28 protein-coding genes and 4 tRNA genes are annotated in these 25,793 nt (G+C 68.1%); 24 read left to right on the top strand and 8 right to left on the bottom strand.

The features are described 5' to 3' along the window. Positions 1-116 precede the first annotated feature (116 nt). The 5 genes from plsX to Q0812_RS04520 all read left to right on the top strand — a co-directional run bounded on the left by plsX (position 117) and on the right by Q0812_RS04520 (position 3,055). On the top strand, positions 117-1,184 hold the full coding sequence (gene plsX, locus Q0812_RS04540) for a phosphate acyltransferase PlsX (RefSeq protein WP_302109093.1): 1,068 nt from the start codon (positions 117-119) through the stop codon (positions 1,182-1,184). Then, positions 1,185-2,165, top strand: coding sequence for a beta-ketoacyl-ACP synthase III (locus Q0812_RS04535; protein WP_302109092.1), 981 nt, complete (start codon positions 1,185-1,187; stop codon positions 2,163-2,165). Positions 2,166-2,228: 63 nt separating this feature from the next. Continuing rightward, positions 2,229-2,528 (top strand): integration host factor subunit alpha, encoded by a 300-nt coding sequence (locus Q0812_RS04530; protein WP_302109091.1) that lies wholly within the window; start codon positions 2,229-2,231, stop codon positions 2,526-2,528. Positions 2,529-2,542: 14 nt separating this feature from the next. Next, complete coding sequence (locus Q0812_RS04525; RefSeq protein WP_302109090.1) at positions 2,543-2,917, top strand: MerR family transcriptional regulator; 375 nt, start codon at positions 2,543-2,545, stop codon at positions 2,915-2,917. Positions 2,918-2,978: 61 nt separating this feature from the next. Continuing rightward, positions 2,979-3,055 (top strand) — tRNA-Pro (locus Q0812_RS04520). Positions 3,056-3,113: 58 nt separating this feature from the next. Here Q0812_RS04520 and Q0812_RS04515 read toward each other — a convergent pair. After that, entirely contained in the window at positions 3,114-3,314 is a 201-nt protein-coding gene (locus Q0812_RS04515) for a DUF2842 domain-containing protein (protein WP_302109089.1), read from the bottom strand. Between the two features lie 76 nt (positions 3,315-3,390). Then, positions 3,391-3,639: a GlsB/YeaQ/YmgE family stress response membrane protein gene (locus Q0812_RS04510; RefSeq protein WP_302109088.1), complete on the bottom strand. Its 249-nt coding sequence runs from the start codon at positions 3,637-3,639 to the stop codon at positions 3,391-3,393. A gap of 145 nt (positions 3,640-3,784) precedes the next feature. Between Q0812_RS04510 and Q0812_RS04505 the strand changes: the two genes are divergently transcribed. Then, the gene (locus tag Q0812_RS04505) at positions 3,785-4,831 is read left to right on the top strand and encodes a COX15/CtaA family protein (RefSeq protein WP_302109087.1); all 1,047 of its coding nucleotides are present in this window, start codon (positions 3,785-3,787) and stop codon (positions 4,829-4,831) included. Here Q0812_RS04505 and Q0812_RS04500 read toward each other — a convergent pair. Further along, positions 4,824-6,224 carry an alkaline phosphatase PhoX gene (locus Q0812_RS04500; protein WP_302109086.1) on the bottom strand — a complete coding sequence of 467 codons (1,401 nt, stop codon included), beginning with the start codon at positions 6,222-6,224 and terminating at the stop codon, positions 4,824-4,826. The genes Q0812_RS04505 and Q0812_RS04500 overlap by 8 nt on opposite strands. A 429-nt stretch (positions 6,225-6,653) precedes the next feature. Here Q0812_RS04500 and rplM point away from each other — a divergent pair, with 429 nt between their 5' ends. The 7 genes from rplM to Q0812_RS04470 all read left to right on the top strand — a co-directional run bounded on the left by rplM (position 6,654) and on the right by Q0812_RS04470 (position 13,925). Then, the gene (gene rplM, locus Q0812_RS04495; RefSeq protein WP_302109208.1) at positions 6,654-7,127 is read left to right on the top strand and encodes a 50S ribosomal protein L13; all 474 of its coding nucleotides are present in this window, start codon (positions 6,654-6,656) and stop codon (positions 7,125-7,127) included. Positions 7,128-7,129: 2 nt separating this feature from the next. Continuing rightward, the gene (rpsI, locus tag Q0812_RS04490) at positions 7,130-7,639 is read left to right on the top strand and encodes a 30S ribosomal protein S9 (RefSeq protein WP_302109085.1); all 510 of its coding nucleotides are present in this window, start codon (positions 7,130-7,132) and stop codon (positions 7,637-7,639) included. 74 nt (positions 7,640-7,713) lie between these two features. Continuing rightward, a complete protein-coding gene (locus tag Q0812_RS04485; protein WP_302109084.1) occupies positions 7,714-8,106 on the top strand; it encodes a VOC family protein in 393 nt (130 codons plus the stop codon). 41 nt (positions 8,107-8,147) lie between these two features. Beyond that, positions 8,148-9,080, top strand: a complete 933-nt coding sequence (argC, locus tag Q0812_RS04480) for an N-acetyl-gamma-glutamyl-phosphate reductase (protein ID WP_302109083.1) — start codon at positions 8,148-8,150, stop codon at positions 9,078-9,080. Positions 9,081-9,170: 90 nt separating this feature from the next. Next, complete coding sequence (gene sidA / locus Q0812_RS13755; RefSeq protein WP_425281543.1) at positions 9,171-9,260, top strand: cell division inhibitor SidA; 90 nt, start codon at positions 9,171-9,173, stop codon at positions 9,258-9,260. A 42-nt stretch (positions 9,261-9,302) separates the two neighbouring features. After that, the gene (gene dnaE, locus Q0812_RS04475; protein WP_425281542.1) at positions 9,303-12,746 is read left to right on the top strand and encodes a DNA polymerase III subunit alpha; all 3,444 of its coding nucleotides are present in this window, start codon (positions 9,303-9,305) and stop codon (positions 12,744-12,746) included. Between the two features lie 102 nt (positions 12,747-12,848). Next, complete coding sequence (locus Q0812_RS04470; protein ID WP_302109081.1) at positions 12,849-13,925, top strand: acyltransferase family protein; 1,077 nt, start codon at positions 12,849-12,851, stop codon at positions 13,923-13,925. Here Q0812_RS04470 and mazG read toward each other — a convergent pair. Together mazG and Q0812_RS04460 are read right to left on the bottom strand one after the other, a co-directional pair. Then, the gene (gene mazG, locus Q0812_RS04465; protein WP_302109080.1) at positions 13,922-14,710 is read right to left on the bottom strand and encodes a nucleoside triphosphate pyrophosphohydrolase; all 789 of its coding nucleotides are present in this window, start codon (positions 14,708-14,710) and stop codon (positions 13,922-13,924) included. The genes Q0812_RS04470 and mazG overlap by 4 nt on opposite strands. Then, positions 14,707-16,074 (bottom strand): MFS transporter, encoded by a 1,368-nt coding sequence (locus Q0812_RS04460; protein WP_302109079.1) that lies wholly within the window; start codon positions 16,072-16,074, stop codon positions 14,707-14,709. Before Q0812_RS04460 ends, mazG begins: the two co-directional genes overlap by 4 nt. A gap of 97 nt (positions 16,075-16,171) precedes the next feature. On the opposite strand from Q0812_RS04460, the gene Q0812_RS04455 reads away from it, so the two are divergent. Next, positions 16,172-17,035, top strand: coding sequence for a D-alanyl-D-alanine carboxypeptidase family protein (locus Q0812_RS04455; protein ID WP_302109078.1), 864 nt, complete (start codon positions 16,172-16,174; stop codon positions 17,033-17,035). On the opposite strand, the gene Q0812_RS04450 is transcribed toward Q0812_RS04455, so the two are convergent. After that, a complete protein-coding gene (locus tag Q0812_RS04450; protein WP_302109077.1) occupies positions 17,013-17,393 on the bottom strand; it encodes a hypothetical protein in 381 nt (126 codons plus the stop codon). The genes Q0812_RS04455 and Q0812_RS04450 overlap by 23 nt on opposite strands. Continuing rightward, on the bottom strand, positions 17,390-19,354 hold the full coding sequence (gene phaC / locus Q0812_RS04445; RefSeq protein ID WP_425281541.1) for a class I poly(R)-hydroxyalkanoic acid synthase: 1,965 nt from the start codon (positions 19,352-19,354) through the stop codon (positions 17,390-17,392). Before phaC ends, Q0812_RS04450 begins: the two co-directional genes overlap by 4 nt. Positions 19,355-19,362: 8 nt before the next feature. Here phaC and Q0812_RS04440 point away from each other — a divergent pair, with 8 nt between their 5' ends. The 10 genes from Q0812_RS04440 (at position 19,363) to Q0812_RS04395 (ending at position 24,476) form a co-directional block, all read left to right on the top strand. Continuing rightward, complete coding sequence (locus Q0812_RS04440; protein WP_302109076.1) at positions 19,363-19,821, top strand: hypothetical protein; 459 nt, start codon at positions 19,363-19,365, stop codon at positions 19,819-19,821. A 40-nt stretch (positions 19,822-19,861) separates the two neighbouring features. Further along, the gene (gene recJ / locus Q0812_RS04435) at positions 19,862-21,664 is read left to right on the top strand and encodes a single-stranded-DNA-specific exonuclease RecJ (protein ID WP_302109075.1); all 1,803 of its coding nucleotides are present in this window, start codon (positions 19,862-19,864) and stop codon (positions 21,662-21,664) included. 64 nt (positions 21,665-21,728) lie between these two features. Then, positions 21,729-21,803, top strand: a tRNA-Glu gene (locus Q0812_RS04430). 160 nt (positions 21,804-21,963) lie between these two features. After that, positions 21,964-22,527, top strand: a complete 564-nt coding sequence (locus tag Q0812_RS04425) for a cold-shock protein (protein ID WP_302109074.1) — start codon at positions 21,964-21,966, stop codon at positions 22,525-22,527. 14 nt (positions 22,528-22,541) lie between these two features. Continuing rightward, positions 22,542-23,027 (top strand): DUF192 domain-containing protein, encoded by a 486-nt coding sequence (locus Q0812_RS04420; protein ID WP_302109073.1) that lies wholly within the window; start codon positions 22,542-22,544, stop codon positions 23,025-23,027. Positions 23,028-23,069: 42 nt separating this feature from the next. Next, a tRNA-Pro gene (locus Q0812_RS04415) sits at positions 23,070-23,146 on the top strand. Between the two features lie 29 nt (positions 23,147-23,175). Next, positions 23,176-23,481, top strand: coding sequence for an ETC complex I subunit (locus tag Q0812_RS04410; RefSeq protein ID WP_302109072.1), 306 nt, complete (start codon positions 23,176-23,178; stop codon positions 23,479-23,481). Positions 23,482-23,483: 2 nt separating this feature from the next. Beyond that, a tRNA-Arg gene (locus Q0812_RS04405) sits at positions 23,484-23,560 on the top strand. A 98-nt stretch (positions 23,561-23,658) separates the two neighbouring features. Next, positions 23,659-24,099: a ferritin-like domain-containing protein gene (locus Q0812_RS04400; protein ID WP_302109071.1), complete on the top strand. Its 441-nt coding sequence runs from the start codon at positions 23,659-23,661 to the stop codon at positions 24,097-24,099. A 101-nt stretch (positions 24,100-24,200) separates the two neighbouring features. Next, positions 24,201-24,476, top strand: a complete 276-nt coding sequence (locus Q0812_RS04395; RefSeq protein ID WP_302109070.1) for a hypothetical protein — start codon at positions 24,201-24,203, stop codon at positions 24,474-24,476. Positions 24,477-24,485: 9 nt separating this feature from the next. Here the strand turns inward: Q0812_RS04395 and Q0812_RS04390 are convergent, their stop codons facing one another. Then, the gene (locus Q0812_RS04390) at positions 24,486-25,781 is read right to left on the bottom strand and encodes an SLC13 family permease (protein WP_302109069.1); all 1,296 of its coding nucleotides are present in this window, start codon (positions 25,779-25,781) and stop codon (positions 24,486-24,488) included. Positions 25,782-25,793: the final 12 nt, after the last annotated feature.

Here is a 25,793-nt window from a genome sequence, read left to right as displayed (position 1 = left end):
CGCGCTCAGTCCCGCGCGCCCAAGCTTGCATCGGCCATCGGCGCCGTTATCGTTACGGAAAGCGCGGGCGGCGGGGGGAAGTGGCCGCCGGACTGAGCGCGCCGGAGATTGCTCCCTTGCCTGACAAAGTGATCGTCATCTCGCTCGACGCCATGGGCGGAGACCACGGCCCGTCCGTGGTCGTCCCAGCGGCGGTTCAGCGCCTCGAGGCGAGTGGGGGACGCCTGAAGCTGATCCTCCACGGCGACCGCCAGGCGATTGAGACCCACCTGTCCGGCAAGCGCGTGCCTGAAGGCGCCGTCGAGATTCGGCATACCGATCTGGTCGTGGCGATGGACGAAAAGCCCGCACAGGCGCTGCGCAGGGGCAAGGGCTCCAGTCTCTGGAACGCTATTGAAAGCGTGAAGTCCGGCCAGGCGGACGCCATCGTGTCCGCCGGCAACACCGGCGCTTTGATGGCGATTTCAAAGCTTCAACTGCGAATGGCGGTTCCTGACCTCGAGCGACCAGCCATCGTCGCCGCCTGGCCCACGGTGAAGGGGCATACCGCCGTGCTGGACGTGGGCGCCAATGTCTCCTCCGATGCCCACCAACTGATTGAGTTCGCCATCATGGGCGCCGCTTTCCACCGGGCGGTGCTGGGAAGCAAAAACCCCTCCATCGGCCTGCTCAACGTTGGCTCTGAAGACGCCAAGGGCCACGAAGAGGTCCGCGAGGCCCACACCCTGCTGCGCGAGCGGGATTTTGGGCTCAACTATTTTGGCTTCGTCGAGGGGACAGATATCGGCAAGGGCACCGTGGACGTCATCGTCACCGACGGCTTCACCGGCAACGTCGCCCTCAAAACCGCCGAAGGCACGGCGCGCTTCATTTCGGGGCTGATGAAGGACGCCCTGATGTCGAGCCCCCTGTCGCGCCTCGGCGCCCTGCTGGCAGCGCCGGCGCTGAAGAAGATGCGGCGCAGGATCGATCCCAGCTCCATCAACGGCGGCCCTCTGCTGGGCCTGAACGGCATTGTCGTGAAGAGCCACGGCGGAGCCGACGTCCGTGGCTTCACGAACGCCATTCGCGTGGCCGAGGACCTCGTTTCGAGCGGCTTCGCCAATGAGATCGCTCGCAATCTGGAGCGCATGTCGTCCATAATGTCCTCCCCCGCCGCGCCCGTTGAGTCCAGAGAGTCCTAGATGAGCCCCGTCCTGCGCAGCGTCGTAACCGGCGTCGGCGCCTATCTCCCCGAAGAGATCATGACCAACGCCGATCTTGAGGCGCTGGTGGAGACTTCGGACGCCTGGATCCAGGAGCGCACCGGCATCCGCGAGCGGCGCCGCGCGCGCCCGGACCAGCCGACCAGCGACCTGGCGGTCGAGGCCGCCAAGCAGGCCCTGGCGGAGGCGGGCCGCACAGCGGCGGACGTCGACCTCATCATCGTGGCCACCACCACGCCCGATCTCACCTTTCCGGCCACCGCCTCCATCGTACAGCGCAAGCTGGGGGCGCCGGTGTGCATCGCCTTTGACGTACAGGCGGTGTGCTCGGGCTTCGTCTATGCCCTCAGCGTCGCCGACGGCTTCGTGACCCGCGGCCACGCAAAGTGCGCACTGGTGATCGGCGCGGAAGAGATGACCCGGCTGATGGACTACACCGACCGGACCACCTGCGTGCTGTTCGGAGACGGAGCGGGGGCCGTCGTGCTCGAAGCTCAGGAAGGGCAGGGCACGACCGCTGATCGCGGCCTGCTCGGCTTCGCCCTGCGGTGCGACGGGACCAAGACCGACCTGCTCTACGTGGACGGCGGACCGGCCACCAACGGCCAGGTGGGCCATCTTCGCATGGCCGGCAACCAGGTCTTCCGCCATGCCGTGGTGAACATCGCCGAGGCCGTGCGGGCGGCGGTCGAGGCGGCGGGCATCCGGATCGAGGACGTGGACTGGTTCATTCCGCACCAGGCGAACCAGCGCATCATCGCCGGCGTGGGCGAACGGCTGGGCATCGACGAGGCCAAGGTGGTCTCGACCGTGGCGTGGCACGCCAACACTTCGGCCGCTTCCATCCCGCTGGCCTGGCGGGCGGCCATGGACGACGGACGGGTCAAACCCGGCGATCTGGTGCTGATCGAGGCCATGGGCGGCGGGCTGACCTGGGGCGCGTGCGCGATTCGCATGTAGGGCCGCTTGGCGCGTTCGCCTTATTGGCGTAACTGTCAGGCGGGGCTGTAGAGGGAACCCGCCATGAAAGGCCGAACTCTGACGCGCGCCGATCTATGCGAGGCGGTCCACAACGAAGTGGGCCTGGCCCGCACGGAGTGCGCATCGCTGGTCGAACGCTCGCTGGAGTTGATCGTCGAGACCCTGGAAAAGGGCGAAATGGTTAAGCTTTCCGGGTTCGGCGTGTTCCAGGTCCGAGCCAAGAGGGCCCGCGTCGGGCGCAACCCGAAGACGGGCGAGCCCGCCCCGATCGATCCGCGCCGGGTGATCAGCTTCCGGGCGTCCCAGATCATGAAGACCCGGGTGGACGCGGCGAATCGCTGACAGGGAACCGACCCGTGGCCAAGAGCGCCGACGCCTTTCGCACGATTTCCGAAGCGTCAGACGAGTTGGGCGTTCCCCAGCATGTCCTGCGCTTCTGGGAGACCAAGTTCACGTTCATCCGTCCGGTGAAGCGCGCAGGCGGGCGCCGCTTTTACCGGCCGCAGGATCTTGAGCGGCTGCGTCTGATCAAGCGCCTGCTGCACGAAGACGGCCTGACCATCCGAGGAGTCCAGAAGCTGCACCGACAGGGGGGCCTGAAGGGCGTTTCCGACGGTGCGGGCGACAATGGCGACGCGGCGGACTCGGCTGCTGCAGGCGACCGGCTGGACGCGATTCTGGACCGGCTGAGGACCGCCAAGACGCGGCTGGATCAGGCCCTGTCCGCCTGAACTGCCTTGGGGCGCTTTTTGGTTTGTCACGCCCCATGGGCTTGTCTATAGGGGGCGCCTTCGGAGCGTGGCGCAGCCTGGTAGCGCACTTGACTGGGGGTCAAGGGGTCGCAGGTTCGAATCCTGTCGCTCCGACCATTCCTCGCAATGAGCGAATGACGATGACGGGATCGCCGCGAGGCGGTCCCGTTTCCGTTTAGAGCCTGCCGGTCTCGGCCCATTTCATCAGCGGCAGCAGGGGCAGGCCCCACGCCACGCCGACGATGGCGAAGTAGATTACCTCGATCACTCGATTGTCCGGGAGTCGGTCGGCGAGCGTCGCCGCGCCCCACACATAGAGCGCCAGAAAAACCAGCATCAGGATGCTGGCCACCGCCTTGCGGGTTCTCGGACCCATGTCGCCTCGCGCGCAAGAAGAACGCCGCCGGGATCATCCCGACGGCGTCTCCAAAACCAGCTTTGGGCTTGGCCGTCTAGCGGCGACGGACCATGCTGAAGATCAACAGGAGCAGGATGGCGCCGATGGTCGAGGCGACGAGCCATTCGATCCAGCCGCCCACGCCCACGTCGATCAGACCGGCCAGGAACCAGCCGATGAAGGCGCCGACCAGACCGACGATCAGATTGGTGATCAGCCCGTGGCGTCGGCCCGTGACCTGCTCCGCGATCCAACCGGCGACGATGCCGATGATGATCGCGCCGATAATTCCAACTCCGTCCATAATCATCCCTCCAGATAGTCGCGGGTGCGACAGCTTCGCCAAACAAATGCCCTTGGCCAGTCAAGGTTCCTTGGGCATGTAGCGCCTGCCGCCGGCGGAGTTGCCTCGCGGGGCGGCCGGAAAACGCCGTTACGGAAAAGCCAGCATGAGCCGATTCTCCGCCTCTGATCGTTCCCGCGCCGTGGCCATCTGGCTGTTCATCACCGCGGGGCTGGTGGCGGCGATGATCCTGGTGGGCGGTGCGACCCGGCTGACGGATTCAGGGCTCTCGATCACCGAGTGGAAGCCGGTCACCGGCGTTATCCCCCCCTTGAGTCAGGCCGACTGGCTGGAGGACTTCCGCCGCTATCAGGCCATTCCCGAGTATCAGCTGGTCAATGCGGGCATGAGCCTGGAACAGTTCAAGACCATCTATTGGTGGGAGTGGGGGCACAGGTTCCTGGGCAGGCTGATCGGCCTCGTCTTCGCGATCCCCTTCGCGGCCTTCCTGATAACGCGGCGGATGCCCCGCCGGCTGGTCTGGCGCTGCGCGGGCCTGCTGGCGCTGGGCGGACTGCAGGGGGCGATCGGCTGGTGGATGGTGGCCTCGGGCCTCTCGGAGCGGGTCGACGTCGCTCCCGAACGGCTGACCGTTCACCTGGGCATGGCCTTCATCGTGCTGGCGCTGCTGGTCTGGACGGGCCTTGAGGCGCTGAAGGGGCCCGACCTGACCCGCTCGCCCCAGGGATGGACCCAGGCGGCGGCCTTCCTTCTGGGGCTGATCTTCGTCCAGTGCCTCCTGGGCGCGCTGGTGGCCGGCAACGACGCCGGCTTCGTCTACAACACCTGGCCGTCAATGGAGGGGGCGCTGATCGCCCCGGTGGACTGGTCGCGCGGCGCCATGGCCTTCCTTCACGACAAGGCCCTGGTCCAGTTCGTGCATCGGATGGGGGCGTATGCGGTGCTGCTGGCGGCCGTGGGCTATGCGCTCCAGGTCAGCCGATCGCGGCCCGCGGAGGGTGTCGGCGCGGCGGCCTACACGGTGCTCGGCGTGGTCTGCCTTCAGGCCCTGCTGGGGATCATCACCCTGGTCTCAGGCACGCCCCTCTGGCTGGGCCTGCTGCACCAGGCGGGGGCCATCGCGGCGCTGACCGTGGCCACAATCAATCTGTGGGTGGTCAGGCGTTCGAGGCAGCGCCTGTTCTTCAGCTAGTCCGCACCCGGTCCCAGGGACCGCGGACGGCCAGGGTCAGGCCCGCCGTCTGCAGGTTGAGGAACAGCACCGAACCGTCAGGCGAGAAGCAGGCGCCGGCCAGCTCGCTGTTGCCCGGATAGATGTTGCGGCCGATCGTATAGACGCGGCCCTCCGGCGTGACCCCGCGCAGGTGGTTGTAGATGTCGTCCGAGTAGTTGTCCTCGCAGACCAGCAGGTGGCCGTTGGGCGCGACGGTCAGGTTGTCGCCCATGTTGTAGACCCGCTCGTCCGTGGCCTCGAGGAACAGTTGGATACGTCCCGGCCGCAGCCGCTCGCCGACCTGACCTTCGAACCGTGAGGGGACGTAGCGTAGGATCTGGCCACGCTCGATCGGTCCCCCCGAGGTGGCGGTCAGGTAAAGCTCGCCGTCGCCCCAGTGAATGCCCTCGCCGCGCGCCACGAGCGTGGCGCCGGCCGCGTGCCCGCGCCTGCGCACACCGGCGCTGTCGACGTCCTCGATGTCGATCCAAACGACGTCCCTCCAGTCGCCGGGGCCCCAGACCCGCTCGGCCCGGTTGGCCGACGAGCCGCCGCGCGCATCCTTGAAGGCCATGGCCTGAAGCCGTCCGCCCGCAGCCAGGTCGCCCGGTCGCTCGGGCACGAAGCGGTAGAACAGGCCGTCGGACTCGTCCTCGGTCAGGTAAACGACGCCGGTGCGAGGGTCGACGCAGGCGGCCTCGTGGTCGAAGCGGCCGAGGGCGGGCAGGGGTCGCGCCTCGGTCAGGCCGTGACTGTTGGCCGTCACCTCGAAGACGTAGCCGTGCTTCTGATTGACCCCGTCCTGACCCGGGTCCCGGGTGATCTCTTCACAGGTCAGCCAGCTGCCCCACGGAGTGACCCCGCCCGCGCAGTTGGTGCTCGTTCCGATCAGGCTCAGATGCTGTCGCACCACTTGGCGGCTTTGCAGGTCATAGATCAGGGTGGTGGTTCCCCCGGGCAGGGGGCGGCCATCGGCGAAGCGGTCATAGGCCTTGGCCGCGTCGATCAGACCGTTGCGCTCGCCCGCCACCCCGCCGGGGCCCAGATTGATGTGGCTGGTGCGGTCGTGGCGCAGTTCGTGGTTGCGGACCAGGGCCACGCGCGAGCCCTCCAGGGCGAAGCATCCCATCCCGTCCGCCCGGCCCGGCGTGAACAGGCCGTCGTCCATGGTGTCGCCGACCTGGGAGATCACCTGGTAGGAGAAGCCCTCGGGCAGGTCGAAGACCCCGCGCGGATCGCTGATGAGCGGGCCATAGCCCTCGACCTCGTTGCGGTAGGCGTCGCCGGCCGCCTGAGCGGCGACGCGGGCGGCCAGGCCGGAGAAGGCGAGGGCGGCGGCGCTCTTCAGTGCGGCGCGACGGGATAGAGGCATGGGTCGGTCTCCAGACGGGGCGCTTATGCGCCGCTGTCTCCCGTCTTGCATCACAGCTTGGTGAAATCAGCGGCGACGGCAGGGCACCACATCGAAAACGCCGTGCCAAACCGCGCCAAACCGCGCCAAACCGCGCCACTTTGCGCCACCAGGCTGGAGGGACTTGGAGGGCTCAACCGCGGAGTTGGGGGCGGGGCGACATGCGGGAAGGATAGTCCCAGGCCGCGGGGCGGGGATAAACCTCTCAGAACAGCGGGCGCCTCGATGTGGTATTTTAATACCGCAATCTTATCCCACTGTTTTCACTGATATTTCCGACACCGCGGCCGCATCGAGTACGTTGACGCGACCGTGCGCAACCTGTATGACCCGCCGCTTCCAACGGTCCGCCGCCTTCCGGCTGATCGCCATCAGGATCAGGACACCATGCTGAAAACGACCACGGCTTCGCTGAAGCCCGCGGACGTCGAGAAGAAGTGGATCGTGATCGACGCCGAAGGGGCCGTCGTCGGCCGTCTCGCGTCCTTCATCGCCATGCGTCTTCGCGGCAAGCACCGCCCGGACTACACCCCGCACGTCGACTGCGGCGACAACGTCATCGTCATCAACGCCGCCAAGGTGAAGTTCACCGGCAAGAAGCTGACGGACAAGATCTACTACCGCCACACCGGCCATCCCGGCGGCGTCAAGGAAACGACCGCCGGCAAGGTGCTGGACGGCCGCTTCCCCGAACGCGTGCTGGAAAAGGCGGTCGAGCGCATGCTGCCCAAGGAAAGCCCACTGGCCCGCAAGCAGATGACGCAGCTGCGCATCTTCGCCGGCGCCGAACACAAGCACGACGCCCAGAACCCTGAGGTCATCGACTTCAAGGCTCTGAACGCCAAGAACGCCCGGAGCCAGTGACCATGACCGACGTCCAGGTTCAGGAAACCGCCCCCGCCGCGCCGCAATCCTCTTCGGGCTTCGACGCCCTGAAGGGCATGGGCACGCCTGAGGCCGCCCCCAAGCGCGAGCGCATCGTCGACGCCCAGGGCCGCGCCTACGCCACCGGCAAGCGCAAGAACGCCATCGCGCGCGTCTGGCTGAAGCCGGGCTCGGGCAAGATCACCATCAACGGCCGCGACCAGGAGATTTATCTGGCCCGCCCCGTGCTGCGCATGATGATCGCCCAGCCGCTGCAGATCGCCGACCGACTGTCCCAGTTCGACGTGGACGTGACCGTCCAGGGCTCGGGCCTCTCGGGTCAGGCCGGCGCCATCCGCCACGGCATCGCCAAGGCGCTGACCTACTACGAGCCGGAGCTGCGCCCGGTGCTGAAGCCGCATGGCTTCCTCACCCGCGACAGCCGCGTGGTCGAGCGCAAGAAGTACGGCCGCGCCAAGGCCCGCCGGAGCTTCCAGTTCTCGAAGCGCTAAGCGCGGACTATACGGCTACCCTTCAGGGGCGCTTCGGGGAGACCCGGAGCGCCCTTCTTCTTTTCAAGTCTTGCATGCCCCGCCCCCTCAAGATCGATCACCTGACCATCCTGTGGCGCGACACCGCCGCCAGCGAGCCCTATTACGCCGCGCTCTTGCCCTTGCTGGGCTTCAGCCAGACGAAGCGCGGCATATGGACGGACGGGGAGGGGTTCTTCCTGCAGTTCCGTCCGGCCAATCCCGAGACGCGTGAGTACGAGCGTTATGGCCCCGGCGTGAACCATGTGGGCTTCGGCGCGCCCGATCCCGAGACGGTGGAGCGGGTGCAGACCCAGATGCGCGCCGTTGGCTTTGACGCGCCCGAGATTCGGGACCTAAACGGCGCCAGGGCGCTGTTCATGAAGGATCCGGACGGCCTGCGCTTCGAGATCACCTGGTATCCGCCGGGCGTGCCGGTGGTGGATTGAAGCGCCTTCTCCTGACGCGACCGAAGGGTTAGGACGCCGCCATGACCCTCCCCACCATCTTCATCGACGGCGAGGCCGGCACCACGGGCCTGGACGTACTGCGGCAGCTGGAAGGCCGCCAAGACCTGAAGCTGATCCTGCTGGGCGAGCGCAGGCGCGACCTCGAGGCCCGGCGCGAGGCGTTGAACACGGCCGACGCGGTGATCCTGTGTCTGCCGGACGACGCGGCGAAAGAGGCCGTGGCCATGATCGAGACCCCCAGGGTGCGGGTCATCGACGCCTCCACCGCCCATCGCACAGCCCATGACTGGACCTATGGCCTGGCCGAGCTGGACGGCGGCCGCCAGGCCGAGCGCATTCGCGCCTCGACGCGCATCTCCAATCCCGGCTGCTATCCGACCGGCTTCATCGCCCTCATGCGGCCGCTGGTGGGCGAAGGGCTGGTCCCTGCGGGCCATCCGATCAGCGTCAACGCCGTGTCTGGCTACTCGGGCGGCGGCAAGGCCATGATCGCCGCCTTCGAAGACCCTGCGGCGCCCGACGCCACGGCCGACAACTTCCGCCTCTACGGGCTCAAGCTCCAGCACAAGCACGTGCCGGAAATGCAGGAACACGCGGGACTTTCGCGGCCACCCCTGTTCGTGCCCTCGGTGGGGCGGTTCCGCCAGGGCATGCTGGTGTCCGTGCCGTTGCATCTGGGCGCGCTGCCCGGGCGGCCGTCGCCCGAGACGCTGCACGCGGCGCTGACGGCCGAGTACGCGGACCAGCCCTGCGTCTCGGTGGCGCCGCTTGAGGAAAGCTCGGCCCTGGCCGGCCTGGAGCCCGAGGCCCTGAACGGCACCAACAGGATGCGGCTGTTCGTCTTCGGGGCGCGCGGCGGCGAACAGGCTCTGCTGGTCGCCCAGCTGGACAACCTGGGCAAGGGCGCCTCGGGCGCGGCGGTGCAGAACCTGGAGCTGGCGCTGGGACTCTGATCCCGCGAAACGCGACAACAAAGTGACGCTTGACGAGAACGGACGTAGAACATAGAACAAACCGGCAACACAAAGCTGGGGACAACATCTATGGGCAAGGTGGTTCGCGAGACGCTGTCGCTTGCGTCCTGTTGCGGCTTCGTTTGGATGGTCTGCATCGTCGCGCAATACGCCGCCTGAGTCGTCGGGCGGCCTAGCTGCCGCTGACCGGCGCCGGGGAGCGTGTTGAGCCAGGGCTTTATTCACCTGCGGGTCCGCACCGCCTATTCGCTGCTCGAGGGCGCGATCAAGGCGGGCAAAATCGGCCAGTTGGCCGCAGGGCAGGGGATGCCCGCGGTGGGCGTGGCGGACCGGGCCAACCTGTTCGGCGCACTTGAAATTTCGCAAGCCTGTCGCGACGCCGGGGTCCAGCCCCTGATCGGCTGCGCCCTGCCGGTGACGGGCATCGGCGAGCGCCGGCCCGAGCGCTGGGCCCGAACGCCCACGGTGGTTCTGATCGCTCAGGACGAAACCGGCTACGCCAACCTATCGCGCCTGTCGTCCGAGGCCTTCGTCGATGGGGCCGAGCTCAGTGAACCTTCCGTCGCCTGGGCGCGCGTGGTCGAACTGTCTGAGGGCCTGATCCTGTTGTCGGGGGGCCAGGACGGCCCTGTGGATAACCTCTTCGCCCAGGGCAAGGGACCTGAGGCCGCGAAGGCGCTGGCGGCCATGCAGGAAGCCTTTGGCGACCGCTTCTATGTGGAGCTGCAGCGGCACGGACTGCCGGAACAGGCCGCAGCGGAACCGGGGTTGATCGCCTGGGCTTACGACCACGACGCGCCCTTGGTGGCCACCAACGATGTCTATTTCGCCGACGCCTCCATGGCCAAGGCGCACGAGGCGCTGCTGTGCATCGCCGACGGCTCGTTCCTGGGCGAGGAGGATCGCCGCCGCCTGACGGACCAGCACTGGTTCAAACCGGCCGCGGCCATGCGCGAGCTGTTCGCGGACTTGCCCGAGGCCTGCGAGAACACCATCGACATCGCCCGGCGCTGCGCCTTCCTGGTCAAGAAGCGCGATCCGATCCTGCCGCGCTTCGACACCGGGGCGGGGCGTTCGGAGGAGGAGGAGCTGGCCCACCAGGCCCGCGAGGGCCTGCGCCAGCGCCTGGCGGCGGTGCAGTTGGCGACTGATGAGCAGGCCTACTGGGATCGCCTGGACCACGAGGTCCGGGTGATCCAGCAGATGGGCTTTTCCGGCTACTTCCTGATCGTGTCGGACTTCATCAAGTGGGCCAAGGCGCACGGCGTGCCCGTCGGGCCGGGGCGCGGCTCGGGCGCCGGGTCCATGGTGGCCTGGGCCATGTCGATCACCGACCTGGATCCCTTGCGCTTCGGGCTGCTGTTCGAGCGTTTCCTGAACCCCGAGCGGGTCTCGATGCCCGACTTCGACATCGACTTCTGCCAGGAGCGCCGCGAGGAGGTCATCGCCTACGTGCAGCAGCGCTATGGCGAAGACCGGGTGGCCCAGATCATCACCTTCGGCACCTTGCAGGCGCGCGCCGTGCTGCGCGACGTGGGCCGCGTGATGCAGCTGCCGCTGGGCCAGGTGGATCGCCTGGCCAAGATGGTGCCGAACAACCCGGCCAATCCGGTGACCCTGGCCCAGGCCATCGAGCTGGAGCCCCGGCTGAAGGAGGCCCGCGCCCAGGACCGCGCTGTCGACGCCCTGCTGGAAACGGCGCTCAAGCTGGAGGGCCTATACCGCAACGCCTCGACCCACGCGGCCGGCATCGTCATCGGCGACCGGCCGCTGGTGGAGCTGTCGCCGCTCTATCAGGACCCACGCTCAGAGCTGCCGGCCACCCAGTTCAATATGAAGTGGGTCGAAAGCGCCGGTCTGGTGAAGTTCGACTTCCTGGGCCTGAAGACGCTGACGGTGCTGGACCGGGCGGTCCGCTACCTGGCCAAGCGGGGCGTGGCGCTGGATCTGGCGGCCCTGCCGCTGGACGACGCCGCCACCTATGAGCTGATGGCCTCGGGCCAGACGGTCGGGGTGTTCCAGCTGGAAAGCCAGGGCATGCGCGACACCCTGCGCAAGCTGCGCTGCGGCTCGCTGGAGGAGATCACCGCCCTCATCTCACTTTACCGGCCCGGGCCGATGGAGAACATCGACACCTATGTGGACCGCAAGTTCGGCCGCCAAGAGGTGGACGTCCTGCACCCACGGCTGGAGCCGATCCTGAAGGAGACCTACGGCGTCATCATCTACCAGGAACAGGTGATGCAGATCGCCCAGGTGCTGTCCGGCTACAGCCTGGGCGAGGCCGACCTGCTGCGCCGGGCCATGGGCAAGAAGAAGAAGGAGGAAATGGACCTCCAGAAGGCCCGCTTCATCGAGGGGGCCAAGGCTCAGCACGTCGATGTGGCCCAGGCCGACTTCATCTTCGAGCTGGTGGCCAAGTTCGCCGGCTACGGCTTCAACAAGAGCCACGCGGCGGCCTACGCCCTGATCGCCTATCAGACCGGCTATCTGAAGGCGAACCATACCGTCGAGTTCCTGGCCGCCTCCATGAGCCTAGACATATCGAACACGGACAAGCTGGCGATCTTCTACCAGGACGCGCGCCGGTTTGAGGCGCCGGTCCTGCCGCCGTGCGTCAACCGCAGCCAGGCCGACTTCGACGTGGCCGAGGGGCCCGACGGCCGGCTGTCGATCCTCTATGCCCTGGGCGCCATCCGCAACGTGGGCCTCGAAGCCATGCGCTCGGTCGTCCAGGCGCGCGAGGACGGCGGTCCCTTCCGCGACCTGTTCGACTTCCTGGAGCGGATCGATCCCAAGGCGGTGAACAAGCGGGCGCTGGAGAACCTGGCCCGCGCCGGCGCCTTCGACGCCATCCATCCGAACCGCCGCCAGATCGTCGACAACGCCGACCAGCTGATCGCCTACGCCCAGTCCGTCGCCGCCGACCGCGCCTCGGATCAGGTCAGCCTGTTCGGCGCCGATCAGGCCCACGTGGCGCGGCCGCGCCTGCCCAAGTGCGAGCCCTGGATCGGGCCTGACCGGCTGGACCAGGAGCTGGCCGCCATCGGCTTCTATCTGTCGGGCCATCCGCTGGAGGACATGGTCGAGGTGCTGCGGCGCAAGCGCGTCACCCTGGTGGCCGAGGCGGTGCAGCTGGCCGAAAACGGGCACGAGGCCTTCATGATGGCCGGGATCGTCCGCCGCCGTCAGGAGCGCGCCAGCGCCCGCACGGGCGAGAAGTTCGCCTTCGTCACCTTCTCGGATCCGACGGGCGAGTTCGAGGTGCTGTTTCCGCCCGAGCAACTGCGCCGCTATCGCGAGGTGCTCGAACCCGGCGCGGGGGTGCTGGCCCGGATCCGCGCCAAGGCCGCCGATGGCGAGGTGCGCTTCTTCGGCGATGAGGCGCGCGCCATTGACCAGCTGGTGGAGGAGGCGGCGCAGGGCTTGCGCGTCGTGGTCTCGGCCGCAGCCACGGACCTGGACTCGCTTAAGGTTCGCCTTGGCGTCGCCCACGCGCCGCGCGGGGGCGAGGTGACGCTTGTCGCCTCCGTCGGCGGCGGCCGCGAGGTGGAGCTGAAGCTGCCTGGCCGCTATCGCCTCGACGCCGCCCTGCGCGGCGCTCTCAAGGCCGCCCCCGGCGTCCTGGTGCTGGAAGAGGCCTGAGCCGCACTCGCCCCGTCTTGCCAAGTTGGCGCGGCGCCCTTCCGCGACCGAACCGATACCGCCTAGCTAATCTGACGCCCGGCAGGGCGAGGGGAGCCGACCATGGGCATGTTGCGATTGACGTTGGCGCTGGCGGTGCTGCTGGCCCATTTGCCGGGCGCGCCCTTCACCTTCGTGCACGGGGGCCTGGCGGTGCAGGCCTTCTTCATCATCTCGGGCTTCTACATGGCCCTGGTGCTGGACGGGAAATACGCCGACCGGGGCCTGTTCTACTCCAACCGCCTCCTGCGCCTGGCCCCGAGCTACCTGGCCATGATGGTCGTCTGCGCCATCGGGCTGTTCGGCTTCGGCGTGTCCGTAACCGCCACGCCCGAGGTCTTCATGACGGCCTTCTCCGATCCGGCAACCGCCGTAGTCATGGCCTTCGAGAACGTGTTCGTGGTGGGGCAGGAGCTGCTGTTCTGGCTGCGCATCGGGCCGGACGGCGGCCTTATCTACGACCCGTCCGGGGCCCTTCCCAGCGAGACCAACACCCTGGCCTGGCAGGCGCTGCTGGTTCCGCAGTCCTGGAGCCTGTCCATGGAGCTGATGTTCTATGCGATGGCGCCCTTCCTGGCGCGGATGCGCTGGACGACGCTGCTGGTTATCGCCCTGGCCAGCGTCGCGCTGCGCTTCGCGGGTCACCTCCTGCCGTTGGATTATCCCCTCTGGAGCAGCCGGCTGTTTCCGACGGCCCTGTTCATGTTCCTGATGGGCATGCTGGCCCACCGCGCCCTGCCATGGGCCTCCAAGGCGCCGAGATGGATGGGGGCCGTGCTGGGGCTGGCCCTGGTGGCCGGGCTGGTCCTGATGCCGCTGACCGGGCTCAGGGGAGAGGCCGCGCGTTGGCTGGTCTATGTGGGCGTGGCCGTGGTGACGCCCTTCGCCTTCAACGCCTTCAAGGCGGTGAAATGGGACCGCTGGATCGGAGAGCTGAGCTATCCGCTCTACCTGTGCCACCTGTTCGTGATCGCCCTGGCCCTGACGGTCACGCCCGAGCAGGCCGTGCCGGTGGCCATCGTGGGCAGCATCGCCATGTCGGTGCTGCTGGTGATGCTGATCGAACAGCCGGTCGACCGCTGGCGCCAGGCAAGGGTCCAGCGCAGGTTGGCGACGTTGGAAAACCCGCCGGTATTCTAGGCCGTCTTATCCGCCGCCCGGGCCTCGTTCCAGAAGGCGTCCATCTCCTTCAGTGTGGACTGGTCCGGCGTGCGGCCGGTCTCGGCCAGGCGCGCCTCGATATGGGCAAAGCGGCGCACGAACTTGGCGTTTGCGGCGCGCAGGGCGTCTTCCGGCTCCACATCAAGCTTTCGCGCCAGATTTGCGAGAACGAAGAGGAAATCGCCGATCTCTTCGCGCGCCTTGTCGAGGTCGTTCGCCGCGATCTCGGCCTCCAGCTCGGCCAGCTCCTCGCGCGCCTTGTCGAGCACCTCTGTCAGGGTCGGCCAGTCGAAGCCGACCCGCGCCGCCCGCTTGGTCAGCTTGTGCGCCCGCGTCAGCGCCGGCAGGCCCACGGGCACGTCGTCAAGCACCCCGGTCTTGGCCTTCTCCTTGCGCTCGGCCGCCTTGATCGCCTCCCAGGCGACGGTCTGTTCGCGCGCGGTGCGGCCGTCGCCGTCGCCGAAGACGTGCGGGTGGCGGCGAACCAGCTTGTCCTCCAGCGCGGCCACCACGTCGTCAAAGGCGAAGGCGCCCTGTTCCTCGGCCATGCGGGCGTGGAAGACCACCTGGAACAGGAGGTCGCCCAGCTCCTCCTTCAGCTCGCCCATGTCGCCGCGCTCTATGGCGTCGGCCACCTCGTACGCCTCTTCGATGGTGTAGGGGGCTATGGTGGCGAAGGTCTGCTCCACGTCCCAGGGACAGCCGCCGTCCGGGTCGCGCAGGCGGGCCATGATGGTCAGAAGGCGGTCGATGCGCGCGCTCACGCCGGGGCTCCGTCACGCTCGGCCAGGGCAGCGCGGATCGCTTCGTGCCGCTCCGGCGTCAGGGGATACCCTTTCAGCACCCAGGCCGCCGCCGCGATCAGCAGGCCCGGCGCGAAGACGAACAGCAGGTTCAGCACCATCAGCGACTGTTCGCTGTTGCCCTCTGGGCCCGGCACGGCCTGAAAGCCCACGCCCTGCAGGATCACATAGGGGATCAGGGCGATGACGTGGCCCACCTTGGTCGTCGCCGACAGGATCGAGAACATCAGGCCGGTGCGCTCGACGCCCGTGTCCAGCCGCACCTCGTCGCCGGCGTCGGCCATCATGGCGCGCAGCAGGAACAGGCCCGCCGCATAGGGCAGGCCCGCTATGAACATGGCCCCCGCGGTCAGCCAGAAGGATCCGCCGGGCAGCAGGGTCGCGACGACGTAGAGGCCTGCGAAGATCAGGCTGGCGATGGCCAGCGCCTTATCCTTGCCCACCCGCTTGGCCAGCGAGGCCCAGACGGGCGCGCCCACGAGGCCGGCGATGAAGTAAAGCAGCATGAAGACGGAGGCTTCGCCCCGGCCGTAACCCTTGATCTGGTCGAAGAAGAAAAAGAGCAGCGCGCCGGTGATGCCGGGGGCGACGCCCAGCAACAGGTCGGCGATGAGCAGCTTGCGCACGGTCTTGCGACGGAACAGGTCCAGATAGGCCTTCAGCCCGCCGTGGGGGGCGGCGCCGGGGTTCACCGGCTCGGGCGCGAACAGGAGCGCTATCCCGACGGTGACGGGCAACAGGGCGATGATGGTCCAGCCCATCACCCGAATGCCCACCTCATGCCCGCCGCCGGTCATGGCTTCGACGGCCGTGGGCAGGACCAGGATGCCCACCACCCCGAGAATGTTGAACACCTGCCACCAGGCGTAGACACGCGAGCGCTGGTCGTACTGGGGCGCGAGCGACGCGGCCCAGCCCAGCTGGGACAGGGTGCCGATCGAGAAGCCCAGATAAAGCACCAGCAGCCACAGGAAGAGGTAGGGCGCGCCCGCCCCCTGCCTGACCGTGACGAACATCATCAACGCGGCCAGCATCAGGATCGGCGCGGCCAGGGCCATCCACGGTCGGTAGCGGCCGAGCCGGTTGTGCGTCCGGTCCATGGCCCAGCCGACGAAGGGGTCAAAAACGATGTCGATCAGGCGCACGGCCATGAACACCGCGCCCACCATGCCGATCGAGATGCCGACATAGGTGGCGTAAAACTCCGGCAGGAAAACCGGCAGGGCCACCCCGAACGCGGCCAGGGGCAGGCAGGGCAGGGAGAAGGCCGCCAGCACGGCGTTGCTGCGGCGGGGCGGCGCGACCGCTGTCTGGACGTCTGTCATGGGGCTCCCTGGCGACTCGCGAGTGATCTGACCCTTGCCCGGGGCCCGCGACAAGGGGCCCGAAGCGAGGCACACTGGCGGCATGTGGAAAGGGGCATTGGCGGCGCTGTTTTTCGGGCTGGTCCTGGCGACTGGCGGACCTGCGGTGGCGCAGGAGACCGCCTACGCCACGCCGTGCCGCGCGCACGCCGAGTTCGCCGGAGCGGCCGAGGCCAACGCCGCTTCGCTGGATACTCTGGAATGGTCACCCTTCGGTCCCGAGACGGGCTGGGAGGCCTATGCGCCCGCCGTCATGCGCGAGATCGGCACGGACTGTCCGCCCTATACACCCGACTTCGCTGGCGCCCTGGCGGCTTGGCAGACGCGTTGGGATCTCGCCCCCACGGGCGTGTTCGGCCCGGAGGCCTTTCAGGTGCTGAAGGGCCTTTGGCAGGAACGGCGCCCCTTCGTCATGGCGCGCTTTCGCGACGAGTGCCCGCCGCCGCCGCCACCGTCGGCCCTGCGGGTCATGGACGAGAGCGAGGACGCCGGTTTCCGGGAGGGCCGTTTCCTGCGCGGGGATGTCCTGGCCTGGTACCGCGCCATGGTGCGCGACGCCCGCGCCGCCGATCCGGCCATCGCCGCGGACCCTGAACTTTTGACCCTGTTCTCAGGCTATCGCGCGCCCGAGGACGATCAGTTGCGCTGTGAGACAGAGGGCGGCTGCGACGGCGTGCGCCGCGCCGTCTGTTCGCCGCACCGCACCGGCACGGCCATCGACCTCTATGTGGGCCGTCTGCCCGGCGAGACGGCGGACTCGACCCGGCCGCAGAACCGCCTGCACCAGTCGCGTGGGCCGGCCTATCGCTGGCTCATGGCCAATGCGCACCGGTACGGCTTCGTGAACTACCTGTACGAGCCCTGGCACTGGGAATGGGTGGGGCCGCCAGGCGCCGAGACTAGGACAGCCTCTGCGCCTTGATGGCCGAGGCCAGGGTCATGCCGCACCAGACGCTGGCGATGATCAGCATCAGGGCGAAGTCGGCGCCGGGAACCAGCACCGGCAAGGCCGCCGACAGGGTGATCAGCAGCGGGAACAGGGCCACCCAGATCACGACGATCTTGGGCGCGCCAGGCGCGATCATGGGCGGGCTCTTGGCGCTGGGCAGGGCCGGGATCAATCGGTTCAGGACCACCACGCCCATGGAGCAGAAGAGGGCGATCAGCACATAGCGCACCGCCATGTCGGGCCGTCCGAAGACGGACATGGTCATCAGCAGCAGGGCCAGGCTGAGGCAGGTGGTCAGGGCGAGCAGGGCGTTGGCCTTGGCGACGTTCACGACTTCACCTTCACATAGGCGCCCGGCGCCGGTTCAATGGGCTTCAGCGGTCCCTTGTCAGGATTCCGCGCCGGAACCCAGCCGCCCGACTTCGCATGAAGCCAGCCGGCCCAGTGCTCCCACCACGAGCCGGGGTGCTCGGTCGCGCCCGCGCGCCATTCGTCCAGGGTCGGCGGCAGCTGATCATTCAGCCAGTGCTGGTACTTCCTGGCCGCCGGCGCGTTGACCACGCCCGCGATATGGCCCGATCCGGCCAGGGTGTAGGTCACGTCCCCGCCGAACAGCCGCGCCGAGCGATAGACCGAGTTCATCGGCGCGATGTGGTCTTCCTTGCTGGCCTGGAAGTAGAGCGGGATCGTCACCTTCGACAGGTCCAGCCGCTCGCCGCCCATGACCATCTCGCCCCTGGCCAGGGCGTTTCTGCCGTACATCTGCCGCAGATAGTCCAGGTGCAGGCGTTTGGGCATGCGCGTCTGGTCGGCGTTCCAGAACAGCAGGTCGAAGGACGGCGGATCCTTGCCCATCAGGTAGTTCGACACGAAGAAGGACCAGACGAGGTCGTTGGCGCGCAAGGCGTTGAAGGTGTCCGCCATGGCAGCGCCAGGCAGCACGCCGCCGGCCTCGTCCATCTGGCGCTCGATCTCGCCCAGCCAGTGCTCATCAGTGAAGAGCAGCAGGTCTCCCGCCTCGGCGAAGTCGTGCTGAGCCGCAAAGAAGGTGGCCGAAGCGATGCGCCTGTCGCCTCTGGCCGCCATATGGGCCAGCGCCGATCCCAGGAGGGTGCCGCCGATGCAGTAGCCGACCGTGTTGACTTGATCGGTCCCGGCCTGTTCCAGCGTCTTTTCGACAGCTTCGTAGATGCCGCCCTTGAGGTACTCGTCGAAGCCGTATCCGGCCTTGTCCCGATCCGGATTGACCCAGGCGCAGACGAAGACCGTGAATCCTTGTCCCGTCAGCCAGCGGATCATGGAATTCTCGGGCCGCAGGTCCAGGATGTAGAACTTGTTGATCCAGGGCGGGAAGATCAGCAGCGGGATCTCGCGCTGCTGGACTGTCGTGGGCGTGTACTGGATCAGCTCGAACAGGTCGCCGCGCCAGACTACCTGGCCGGGGGCCGTGGCCACGTTCCGGCCCACCTCGAACTTGCCGTAGTCCGCCTGGCTGACCTTGAGCCTGCCGCCGCCGCGCTCGATGTCCGCGGCGAAGTTCTCCATGCCCTTGACCAGGCTCTCGCCGTTTGTGGCCATCAGCTCGCGCAGCGCCGCCGGGTTCGAGGCCAGGAAGTTGGTGGGCGAGAAGGCGTCGGTCATCATCTTGGTGAAGAACTCGGCGCGGCGCTTGACCAGGGGGTCCACGTCCTCGGCCGAGGCGATCAGCCGATTCAGCCAGTCGCTGGTCAGCAGGTAGGACTGCTTCATCACGTCGAACATGGGGTTCTGCGACCACTCCGGGTCGTTGAACCGCTTGTCGCCCTTCGGCGGCTGGGCCACGGGCTGGACCTCTTCGCCCGCCGCGCGCCGGGCGGCACCCGCCCACAGGTTCATGTAGGATTGGAACAGGTCCGCCTGGGCCGCGAACAGCTTGTCGGGCCGCGAGACGAGGCTGGCGGCGACGCTGGTCATGGCGGGGGCGGCATTGAACGGATCGGGCGACAGGGCGGCCGGGCGGTCCGCCTGGCGCAAGGCGGTCTCGGCCAGCAGGCTCTGGGCGCGCAGGGCCGCCTTGGCCAGATTCATGGACAGGGCTTCGATGGCGTCGGCGGAGCTCGTGGCGGCCTCAGGCGGGGGAGGGGGCGAGGCCGGCTCAGGTCGGGGCGACGCCGCAGCGGATTCGGTCTTCGGCCTGGAGGCGGCCTTGCTCGGACGCGGCTTCGCCTTCGTCGCCCCGGAGGACTTGCGCGGCTTGGGTTCGGGGGGCTTGCGGGCCAAGGCGGGCTCCTGGTCTCTTTCGTGCGCTTCCATCATGGCATATGACCGGTGACAAGATGAGCGCGGCCATGGGCAAAATCGTGAAAGCGGGGGCGGGGGCGATCCTAGGCCTGTCGCTGGCCGGATGCCTGTCCATCAATCCCTTCGATCCACCCGTGGACCAGAGCTCGCCCGCCGCGGCCCAGGTGGAGACCTTGGCGCGCGCCGACGCTGACTATCCGCGCTGGCGCGACTTCCCCGCCGCGCCGCAGAACGTGCCGACCCCGGCCGAGATTCGCACCCAGGTGACGCTGCTGGAAACGCGGCAGGACGCCTTCGCCACTGAGGTGGCCGCCCTGCGCTGGACCCTGACCGAGAACCCCGAAGCCTGGGCGCGCCAGGTCGCGTCGAACATCAATGCGCGCCTGGCCACTCCGCCGCCTGCGGACGCCACCGCCCAGGCCGAGGCCTTCGCCGCCCGGCTGCGCGAGCGAGCGGTCCCGCCGCCGCCGATCCAATAGGCGACCGCTTCTGACGCAGGCTGCCCCCAACGTCGGGCCGATGGTGGGTCCTGATGAGTCTTTTCTGGGCGTTTCGCGCTCCCTCACCGGACGGCGCTGGCGCGCGCGCGGCGGCGACCTCAGTGCGCTGTCGGCCCTGTCGGCGCGGCACGGGCTGCCGGACGCCGTAGCGCGGGCCCTGCTGGGCCGGGGCGTCGGCCTTGAGGCCGCCGACGTCTTCCTGCAGCCGACCCTGCGAGCGACCTTCCCGAACCCCTCCAGCTTCCTCGGCATGGATGACGCCGCTTCGGCGCTGATCGACGCGCTGGTCGAAGACCGCCGCGTCTGGGTCTTCGCCGACTACGATGTGGACGGGGCGACCAGCGCCGCCCAGCTGATCCGCTGGTTCAGAGCCATGGGCAAGGACCTGCCCGTCTATGTGCCGGACCGCGTGCGCGAGGGCTATGGCCCCAGCGAAGCGGCCTTTCGCACGCTGAAGAGCCAGGGCTGCGAGCTGGTGGTCACCGTCGATTGCGGCGCGGCGGCCCATACCGCGCTGTCCGCCGCCCACGACATGGGCCTGGAGGTGGTGGTGATCGACCATCACCTGATGCGGGATGAGGCGCCGCCCGCCCGCGCCTTGGTCAATCCGAACCATCCGGAATGCGGCTCGGGGCAGGGGAATCTGGCGGCTGCAGGGGTCACCTTCGTGCTCTTGGCGGCCCTGAACCGCGAAGCGCGGGCCAGGGGGCTGTTCGCCGGTCGCGAAGAGCCGGACATCCGCCGCTGGCTGGACCTGGCGGCCCTGGGCGGCGTCTGCGATGTGACGCGGCTGGAAGGCTTCAATCGCGCCCTGGTGCGCCTGGGCCTGCAGCGTATGGCGTCATGGGAGAACCCGGGCCTCAGGGCCCTGATGGCCGCCGCCGGCGCAAGTCTCGATAAGCCCGCGGACACCCGCTGCGTCGGTTTCGTGCTGGGCCCGCGCATCAATGCGGCCGGACGTATCGGCCGCTCGGATCTGGGCGTGCGCCTGCTGACCACCGATGACGAGGCCGAGGCCCGCGACCTGGCCGAACAGCTGCACCAGCTGAACGCCGAACGCCGTGAGGTCGAGGCGGGCGTGATGGAGGAGGCCGTTCGCCAGATCGAGGCCGCCTCCAACTTCGATCCCCAAGGGCCGGTGATGATCGCCGCCGCCGAGGATTGGCACCCTGGCGTGGTGGGCGTCGTGGCCGGTCGCCTGCGCGAGCGTTTCCGCCGCCCGGCCATCGTCATTGGGATCGACCCGGTTTCGGGCGTGGGCAAGGGCTCAGGCCGATCCCAGCCCGGCGTCAACCTGGGCCGGGCCGTGCAGGCGGCCTTTGATGAAGGACTGCTGCTGGCCGGCGGCGGGCACGCCATGGCGGCGGGGCTGACGGTGCGGCGCGAGGTGCTGCCCGACCTGCGCGCCTTTCTTGACGAGCGCCTGGCCGAGGAGAGCCGCGCCGCCGCCGAGGCCGACGCCCTCGAAATCGACGCCCTGTGCGCTCCCGCGGCTGTCGACCGCGGCCTATGGCAAGCGTTCCAAGCCTTGGCGCCCTTCGGCCCGGGCAACGAAGAGCCGTTGCTGGCTCTCAGCGGCGTGCGAGCCACCGATTCGCGTCTTCTGAACGGCGGGCATGTGGCCTGCCGGCTGGCGTCCGAGGACGGCCGAGCCGTGCGCGCCATCGCATGGCGGTCGGGCGACACGCCGCTGGGCCAGGCCCTGCTGGAGGGTGCCGTCATGCACGTGGCCGGACGCCTTCAGCCTGACGACTGGAACGGCCGTCAGGGCGTGCAGATCGAGATCGAGGACGCCTGCGATCCGCGGCGAATGACGGGCTGAAACCGACGATTGGGGGGTTGCGCGCCGATTCCGGCGCCGCTATACGGCGGCCTCTCGCGGTCGCGGGCCCTTCGTCTATCGGTTAGGACGTCAGGTTTTCAACCTGAAAAGAGGGGTTCGACTCCCCTAGGGCCTGCCATCCGCGCCTTCCCCCTCGCAATTCGGCCGACCTGCGATTCCTCAATCGCGCCAGCCCTTTCGCGTCTACGTTGAAAAATCCGCGTTTCTCGGTCTGGAAAAACACAGAACCGTGTTAGGATAAACGCCGCTCGCATTTGAGGCGCGGGCGTGAGGGGCCTATGTCCGAGTTCCAGGGGGATGCCGCCGGTCAGGCGGCCGTACGTATCAGTGGCCGCGTGAAGTGGTTCGACCCCGGCAAGGGGTATGGCTTCATCGTGCCTGATGATCCCAGCCAGACCGATCTGAAGGACGTGCTCCTGCACATCACCAGCCTGCGCGACAGCGGGCGCGAGGCGGCGGGCGAAGGCGCCGCCGTGGTCTGCGACGTCGTCCGGCGCCCCAAGGGATGGCAGGTCTCGTCCGTTCTGGAGCTGACGGATCCGATCCCCGGATCGGTTCCGCCGCGCAACGACGACGCCTTCGTGCGCCGCTTCCCGGAACGCCCGCGTCAGCCTTCGCTTGAGCCGTCAGGGCCTGTCGAGCCTGCCCACGTGAAATGGTTCAATCGCGCCAAGGGCTATGGATTCGTGGTGCGCGACGCCGAGCCCGGCGATATATTCGTTCACATCGAGACGTTGCGTCGCTGCGGGCTGGAGGATCTCCAGCCGGGCGAGGCGGTTTCCGTCCGTTTCGCGGATGGTCCCAAGGGTCTGGTCGTGGCGGAGATCCACCCCGCGGCCTGAGATTAAGGTCGCGCATGTTGCTGCACACGCTTGTACGTCAACGCCTTCCGGCTGTGGTCGCAGCCTTGGCTCTGGCCGCCTGCGCCCAGGCCTCAAGCCCCGATGGCCCGGCAGGCCAAACGCTTGAGCCGCTGACCATCCGTACCGCCTCCGGCGTCCACGCCTTTCAGGTGGAGATCGCCGATGACGAGGCCGAGCGCTCCCGCGGTCTGATGTTCCGGCCCCCGCTGGAGGACGACCGCGGCATGCTGTTCCAGTTCCCTGACAGTCAGGAGCGCAGCTTCTGGATGCACAACACGCCCAGCTCGCTGGACATCATCTATATCGCCGCCGACGGCCGCATCGTCTCCATCGCCCGCAACACCACCCCTAACTCCGATGCGCCGATCCCCTCCTACGGGCCGGCCAGGGGCGTGCTGGAGATCCGGGCCGGCCGCGCCGCCGAGATCGGGGCCCAGCCCGGGGACCGCGTCGAGCACCCGTTTTTCCGCGCGAACTAGCCTTTTCGCCGCCCTGCAATAGTGGCAAACAGGCCGCCCTGACGGGGTGTGGCGCAGCCTGGTAGCGCATCTGCTTTGGGAGCAGAGGGTCGCAGGTTCGAATCCTGCCGCCCCGACCAGGACGCCGACCGTTCGAGGAGCCCAGCCGATGCTTGCCCGCATCTATCAGACCGCCAAGTCCGCCATGCAGTCCGGCAAGGCCGCGACGCGCGGGTGGCGGCTCGAGTTCGAACCCGCCTCGGCCCGCTTCGCCGACCCGCTGACGGGTTGGACCGGCTCGCGAGACATGGACGGTCAGATCCGCATCGACTTCGACACGGCGGAGGAGGCGGTGGCCTACGCCGAGCGCCACGGCATTCCCTTCAGACTGCATCACTCCAACAAACCGCCGGCGATCATCAAGGCTTACGCCGATAACTTCGCGGCTGGCCGCAAGATTCCCTGGACCCACTGAGGGCGCCCTTAGCTCAGCTGGATAGAGCATCCGCCTTCTAAGCGGACGGTCGCAGGTTCGAGTCCTGCAGGGCGCGCCAGGGCGCTGGACGAGCGGACGACGGTGACAGCCTCCTTTGGGGGCGCGAGCTTGACGTGGATCAAGTCCGGCGCAGCCTCCCGCTGATAGACATCCGTCATGCTTGATGCAGATAGCCTGGCGGCGCTGAACGAGGCTCTTGACGACGAGTATCGCGCCCGCGCGACCTATCAGGCGGTCATCGAGGCGTTCGGTCCGGTCCGCCCCTTCATCAATATCGTTGCAGCCGAAGATCGGCACGTACAGGCGCTGCTGGCGCTGTTCACCCGCTTTGGCGTCTATCCGCCGCCCGACAGATGGGCCGGAAACGTCAGGGCCGCATCCGGCGTGGCGGAGGCTTGCGAGGAGGCCGTGAGGGCGGAGGTTGAGAACGACGCCATGTACGACCGCCTATTGCGACAGGTTCAACATCCCGACGTGGCGGCCGTGATGAGGCGACTGCAGCAGGCGTCTCGAGAGCGCCACCTGCCCGCCTTCCAGCGGTGCGCTGGGGTTGCGGGACGGGGCGGCCGCCCACGGTGGGGGCGTCCCGGAAAATAGATCAGAGAACCGCGTGATCTAAGCAGGTGAAATTTGACCTCCATCAAGGTCGGTTCGCCGCCTTGGCGCAATCTCCCTGCATTCCATGGAGGAGGCGCGTCATGCGATCCGTCAGTCCCCTGAAGGCCGGTCTGGCCTTCGCTATCGTCCTCGGGCTCTGGCACTTCTGCTGGGCCGTCCTGGTCGTCATCGGCTGGGCTCAGCCGTTCATTGACTTCATTTTCCGGCTGCATTTCATCGACCCGCCGTATCGGATCGGCGCCTTCGACCCGGCCACGGCGGCCTTGCTGATTGGGATCACCGCCGCCTTCGGGTTCATCATCGGCGGAGCGCTGGCCACGGCCTGGAACTGGCTGCATCGCAAGGACGCCGCCTGAACGCACGCGTCAGAACGGAAAGAACATCGGAATCGCCACCGACGCCGCCACCCAGCTGATCAGGTTCAGCGGCACGCCGATGCGCAGAAAGTCCATGTAGCTGTAACCGCCCGTCTCATAGACCAGCACGTTCGTCTGATAGCCGAAGGGCGTGGCGAAGGCGGCGCTGGCGGCCATCATGATGGCGACCAGGAAGGGGCGGGGGTCCGCCCCCAGGCTCTCGGCCAGGGCCACGGCGATGGGCGTCAGCAGCACGGCGACCGCCGCGTTGGATAGAAGCTCGGTGGCGAACAGCGTCACCCCATAAAGAATGATCAGGGCGCCCAACGGGCCCAGCGGCCGGATCACCTCGATCAGGGCCGATGCCCCCGAGGCGGCCAGACCCGTCAGCTCGATGGACAGGCCCACCACCACCATGCCGGCGATGAGCAGCAGCACCTCGGGCCGAAGCCCCGCATAGGCTTCGTCAGGCGTGATCACCCCCACCAGGATCAGCAACACCGCGCCCGCGAACGCCGCCGCCGCAATGGGGGCCACGCCCAGGGCCGCCGCCGCCACCACGGCCACGAACACCCCCACGGAGATCAGAGCCTTGCGCCGGTCCAGGGGCTTGTCGACCTTGAACAGCTTCAGGTCGCCCAACAGGCCGTCGCCGGTCTGCACCCTGGCCGGCTCCTGCGCGTCGCCGCCGCCGGCGGGAGCCAACAGGCGCCCCCCCAGCAGATAGAGGTACAGCCCGCCCGCCAGCGCGATGATCAGGCCGACGGGCGTGATCTCAAAGATGCTGAATACCGGCTGGCCCGCGTTGCGCGCCATGTCGTTGACCAGCAGATTGGTCGAGGTGCCGATCAGGGTGCAGGCCCCGCCCATGATCGAGACATAGGACAGGGGAATCAGGAACCGCTTTGGATCCAGGTTCAGCGAGGCGGCCACGTCCTTCACCACGGGCGCCGCCAGCACCACGATCGGCGTGTTGTTCAGAAAGGCCGAAGCCCCGCCACACAGGCCGATGACCACCCACAGGCCCGCCGAGCCGATCCGGGCGCACAGCCTTGCGCCCATGCGGATCAGCACGCCCATGAAGCCGGACAGCTCGATGGCGTAGGCCAGCACGAACAGCGCGGCCAGGGCGATGATGGCGGGCGAGGCGAAGGCCTGCTGCACCTCGACCGGGCGCACCACGCCTGTGACGAGAAGGACCGCAGCGCCGGTCAGGGCCACCACGTCCGACCTCAAACGGCCCTGGATCAGTCCGAAGACGACCGCCGCCAACACGCCAAGCGCGGCCATTTGTTCGTAGGTCATGCCTGATAGTCC

The organism is Peiella sedimenti, assembly GCF_030504955.1.
Lineage (GTDB): Bacteria > Pseudomonadota > Alphaproteobacteria > Caulobacterales > Caulobacteraceae > Brevundimonas > Brevundimonas sedimenti.
The sequence above is the reverse complement of the archived record's forward strand: the minus strand, read 5'-3'. Positions and strand labels throughout refer to the sequence as shown.